Here is a 4,023-nt window from a genome sequence, read left to right on the forward strand (position 1 = left end):
TTATGCCTATTCCGACTGGTTATATCGTTCATTGATTAGTTTGTAGCCAAACGAAGCATTACTAATAGAATAGCTAATCCGAATCTGGCTCATAAGAGTGAATTATCTAACAAGGTTTTGTCCCAAAGCGTTTGTGTTGTAACATGTTGCTAGAGCATCATCAAATATGATCTATGGACTTAATTTGTGCACAAGTTTGATTCGGTATGAAAAGCGAACCCTTTCGGGTTCGCGAGTAAGTGGCTAACGCTTAACATTACGGCTGAATGTTAGCTTAAGCTTCGGCTTCAATAATCTGCTCAGCCCAGAATTGTTCGGCAGCGTCAAAATAGAGGCTCGGTGGTAACCCGAATATCTGTTGAAACTCCGCGGTAAACAACTCGCAAAAGGCAGAAATATCATCTTTATACATCAACAATAGCATCATCATTTCCAAGCCCATTAAATACTGAGTATCAAACTCAGCATGTTCCTCAAGAAGCGATTTACTGATGCTAATGCCTAAGTGTTGTCCTTTGATGTCGCGATGAAGATAGATATATCGAGTGAATTGTAAGGCTCTAGGATTATTATCATTTTCGTCAATGTCAGCGAGTAACAAGACGGTACTATGATCATCCCAAGGGCTTTTTGATTTTCGTTGATATACGCGAATAAACGGTGACTGACTCATTATTAACTCCTCGTTATTGTCCTTATCAATAACTAGAATTGGGCACCGGAAATTCTGTCGGTTCAGGGGTTAAGTTTAACGTTTTAAGTAAGAATCCCTTCTTAGCCTTTTGCTGGTAACTAATCTTCCCCTCAATCTGCTAGTTTGCATTTTTCAACAAACATGTACCTAGGGTACTAAGTAATTGCAATTTATAAACTCTACTTCTATAGTTGGTTTAATTTACTCTATATTTTGGTACTTATGGTGCAACTATGTCATCAAAAATAAACTGGCTTATTAATCATACGAGTCCTGGTGCGGTAGTGCTTCAGTCGTGGTTGACACAAAATGAGATCAGCTCATCTTTGGTGAGAAAATATGTGCAGAGTGGTTGGTTGTACAAGATAAGTGCGGGGGTTTACGTTCGTCCTGAGTCAACAGGCAAGTTACAGCCTCATTGGGTTGAAGCGCTCAAGGCTGTGAATGAACAGCTAAGGCTTCCTGTTCACCTTGCGGGAGTCAGTAGCCTAACGCATCAAGGGCTTAGTCATTATCTTCAACTAAGCAGCGAGCAAATTTGGGTTGGCTGTCAAAGTAAGCAGGCGTTGCCAAAGTGGTTCCGCGAATTGGAGGAGCAAAATTGGCTTTTCTATACCAGTAGCAAGCTGACCCAAACGTTGGAAAAAGACTTTATTACTATAGGGGTGAACAATAGGGAAGTTAAGGCAAGTTGTGCGGAGCTTGCAGCCTATGAGGTCGTCAATGCCATTGGCAAACATATCAGTTTTGAGCATGCCGCGGAGCTGTTTCAAGGGTTAGTGAATCTCAGCCCACGTAAAATACAGTCAATACTGAATCGAAGTGAAGCCGTACAAGCTAATCGCGTATTTCTCTTTTTAGGCCACTACTATCAACACCAGTGGAGCAAAAGGTTAGATGAGCAGCAAATCACGCTTGGTGCGGGAAAGCGTCAGGTGGTGGCTCATGGCCGTTACGATGGACGGTATCAAATAACAGTGCCTGCATCGTTTATTAAGGCAGAAGAAAATCAGTATGAATAAGTCATCGATATACTACCAGCAAGTGACCTTGCTTATTCGGATGCTGCCGCTCGTCGCCCAAGAGAAGGTATTTGCCCTAAAGGGCGGTACGGCTATCAACCTATTTGTGCGCAACTTCCCACGCTTATCGGTCGATATCGATTTGGCTTATCTTCCTTTGGAGCCAAGGGAACAAGCGCTACAAAGTGTGAAGGAAGCGCTTGGTCGTTTGACTGCGCAGATCAATCTACAACCGAACCTTAGTGCAGTATTTCAAGACAATAAATATGATGAGCTCAGGGTTGTCGTGACAAGTGATAGAGTCACAATAAAAATTGAAGTCTCTCCTGTTGCGAGAGGTACGCTACACAAAGCGGTATTAATGCCAGTCGTTGAGTTAGTTGAAGAGGAATTTGGGTATGCAGAGATCCCTGTTGTAAGCCTGCCTGATCTATACGGTGGTAAGTTATGTGCAGCGATGGATAGACAGCACCCAAGAGATCTATTCGATGTGAAAATGCTGCTGGCGGAAGAGGGGATCAGTCGAGAGATTTTAGTCGGCTTTCTCACTTATACACTTAGCCATCCAAGGCCCATTAATGAAGTGATGTCTCCACGCTGGAAACCGCTTGATGAAAGCTTTCAAACTGAATTCAATGGAATGACGACAAAGCCGATTAAACTCGATGAGCTTATTTTAACTCGCTCAGAAATGCTGACAGCGTTGCAGCATCACTTTACTGCAAAAGACAGAGACTTTTTATTATCCTTTAAACAGGGTCAGCCTGATTGGTCATTGTTTGATGAACCGAGCGTCGCGGCACTACCTGCGGTGAGATGGAAGTTATTGAATATCCAAAACCTAGCGAAAAATAAATCCAAGCATCAAGAACAACTCATTAAACTGGCTGATGTATTGGAGACGTGGGTTGCAGGTCGGATACTGTAATGTGCAGTGTATTGCCGATTTTATCTGATAGTTCGCTGTTTGTGGGCGTTGGCGACTTAGATTGAGCTAAGGCTATAAGCAAATAAAAAAAGCGAACCGTGAGGTTCGCGAGTAGGTGATTATTGAGGCGCGTTAGATTGCACTTCAATAATCTGCTTTTCCCAATATTGCTCCGCGGCTTCAAAGTAGACTGTCGGGTGATACCCTAAGACATACTCAAACTCTGCGGCAAATAATTGGCAAAAATTTTTTATATCATCAACATACATGAGCAAAAGCTGCATCATTTCTAAGTCGTTTAAAAACTGAGAGCTAAACTCAGGATGCTCCTCAAAAATAGATTGGCTAATACTCACACCTAGAACATGTCCATCTATATTTAAGTGAAGATAAATGTAGCGTGTAAACAGCAGCTCTATTGATGTTTGGTCGTTCAGTTTAATATCTGCAAGCAACACGACTTTGCAGTGTTCATGCCAAGGACTAAATGTTTTAAGCTGATTTACATGAATAAAAGTTGAGTGTTCCATTTGTTACTCCTATTGGTTTGGCCTTTCAACTTTTACTTAGGTCTGCACCATGGAACTTAGCCCTGTTTGCATAAATTGCTCAGCAAATGAAATTGCGAGTTCAATCTGAACGACGGACATTTTTTCACGCACTAAGCGTTGTTTAAGCATGTGCAGGAGTATTTCTTGCTCAACGTTGTCCTCGTAAGAAAAGGTGTTGCTATCAGGCATCTCTTTTTTAATTACATAGGTCATCAATTCGAAGACCATCAGCAGATTGTGGGCTTGTTGTTCAAACGCAGTCGATTGCATCATCGTGGTTTCTCGCTTTGCAGGAAAGTATGTCCTGAATAACTAGAAACGCACGATGAGAATTTCACTGTTCTGTCGTTAAATTTATACCGTCATATTCTGAGTTACGAGATTTTGACGTTACTTCGTACCTGCTACTAGTGCTCTGGCCTGAAGGATCTCGTTATCTACCATCTCGGAGTATTGAGTGTAACAACGCTTGATATCCAAATCCGTATGATGCGAATATCGCAACGTTGTCGTGACATTTCCATGGCCAAGGAACCGTTGCGTTTTAAAGATATCATGGCCCCCAGATTGAAAATGTGTCGCAGATGTATGACGAACAGTTGTAAAGTCAAAGTGTTCAAAACTCAGCGTTTTTTTGAAGTTTTTGACTAATTTACTGTAGTCTACTAGGTGTGATTTATGATCAATTGGATTAGGGAAAAGCCATTGACTTTTTGAGGAGTGAATTGGGTGTTGTAACCATTCTTTAATAATAACATCGAGGCCATTACACAATGGAGTGTATTGCGGCTGCTTAACTTTTCCCTTATCTCCTCGAATAATCAGCAT

6 protein-coding genes are annotated in these 4,023 nt (G+C 41.7%); 2 read left to right on the forward strand and 4 right to left on the reverse strand.

Annotated features, from left to right (window positions below; genetic code table 11):
* Positions 1 to 274 precede the first annotated feature (274 nt).
* Positions 275 to 673 carry a hypothetical protein gene (locus K5Q99_RS21390; RefSeq protein WP_220778071.1) on the reverse strand — a complete coding sequence of 133 codons (399 nt, stop codon included), beginning with the start codon at positions 671 to 673 and terminating at the stop codon, positions 275 to 277.
* Positions 674 to 927: 254 nt separating this feature from the next.
* Between K5Q99_RS21390 and K5Q99_RS21395 the strand changes: the two genes are divergently transcribed.
* Together K5Q99_RS21395 and K5Q99_RS21400 are read left to right on the forward strand one after the other, a co-directional pair.
* Complete coding sequence (locus tag K5Q99_RS21395) at positions 928 to 1,716, forward strand: type IV toxin-antitoxin system AbiEi family antitoxin (protein ID WP_220778072.1); 789 nt, start codon at positions 928 to 930, stop codon at positions 1,714 to 1,716.
* A complete protein-coding gene (locus tag K5Q99_RS21400) occupies positions 1,709 to 2,644 on the forward strand; it encodes a nucleotidyl transferase AbiEii/AbiGii toxin family protein (protein ID WP_220778073.1) in 936 nt (311 codons plus the stop codon). Before K5Q99_RS21395 ends, K5Q99_RS21400 begins: the two co-directional genes overlap by 8 nt.
* Positions 2,645 to 2,763: 119 nt before the next feature.
* Here K5Q99_RS21400 and K5Q99_RS21405 read toward each other — a convergent pair whose 3' ends face one another.
* The 3 genes from K5Q99_RS21405 to K5Q99_RS21415 form a co-directional block, all read right to left on the reverse strand.
* Entirely contained in the window at positions 2,764 to 3,174 is a 411-nt protein-coding gene (locus tag K5Q99_RS21405; RefSeq protein ID WP_220778074.1) for a hypothetical protein, read from the reverse strand.
* Positions 3,175 to 3,210: 36 nt separating this feature from the next.
* Positions 3,211 to 3,468, reverse strand: a complete 258-nt coding sequence (locus K5Q99_RS21410; protein ID WP_107404660.1) for a hypothetical protein — start codon at positions 3,466 to 3,468, stop codon at positions 3,211 to 3,213.
* A gap of 117 nt (positions 3,469 to 3,585) precedes the next feature.
* On the reverse strand, positions 3,586 to 4,023 hold a 438-nt coding region (locus tag K5Q99_RS21415), incomplete at its 5' end, for a tyrosine-type recombinase/integrase (protein ID WP_220778075.1).

The organism is Shewanella hafniensis, from assembly GCF_019655335.1.
GTDB classification, from domain to species: Bacteria; Pseudomonadota; Gammaproteobacteria; order Enterobacterales; family Shewanellaceae; genus Shewanella; species Shewanella hafniensis.

Bases quoted from the DNA above. Each gene is read 5' to 3' on its own strand.
- K5Q99_RS21390 (WP_220778071.1), bottom strand. From the start codon at position 673: ATGAGTCAGTCACCGTTTATTCGCGTATATCAACGAAAATCAAAAAGC.
- K5Q99_RS21395 (WP_220778072.1), top strand. From the start codon at position 928: ATGTCATCAAAAATAAACTGGCTTATTAATCATACGAGTCCTGGTGCG.
- K5Q99_RS21400 (WP_220778073.1), top strand. From the start codon at position 1,709: ATGAATAAGTCATCGATATACTACCAGCAAGTGACCTTGCTTATTCGG.
- K5Q99_RS21405 (WP_220778074.1), bottom strand. From the start codon at position 3,174: ATGGAACACTCAACTTTTATTCATGTAAATCAGCTTAAAACATTTAGT.
- K5Q99_RS21410 (WP_107404660.1), bottom strand. From the start codon at position 3,468: ATGATGCAATCGACTGCGTTTGAACAACAAGCCCACAATCTGCTGATG.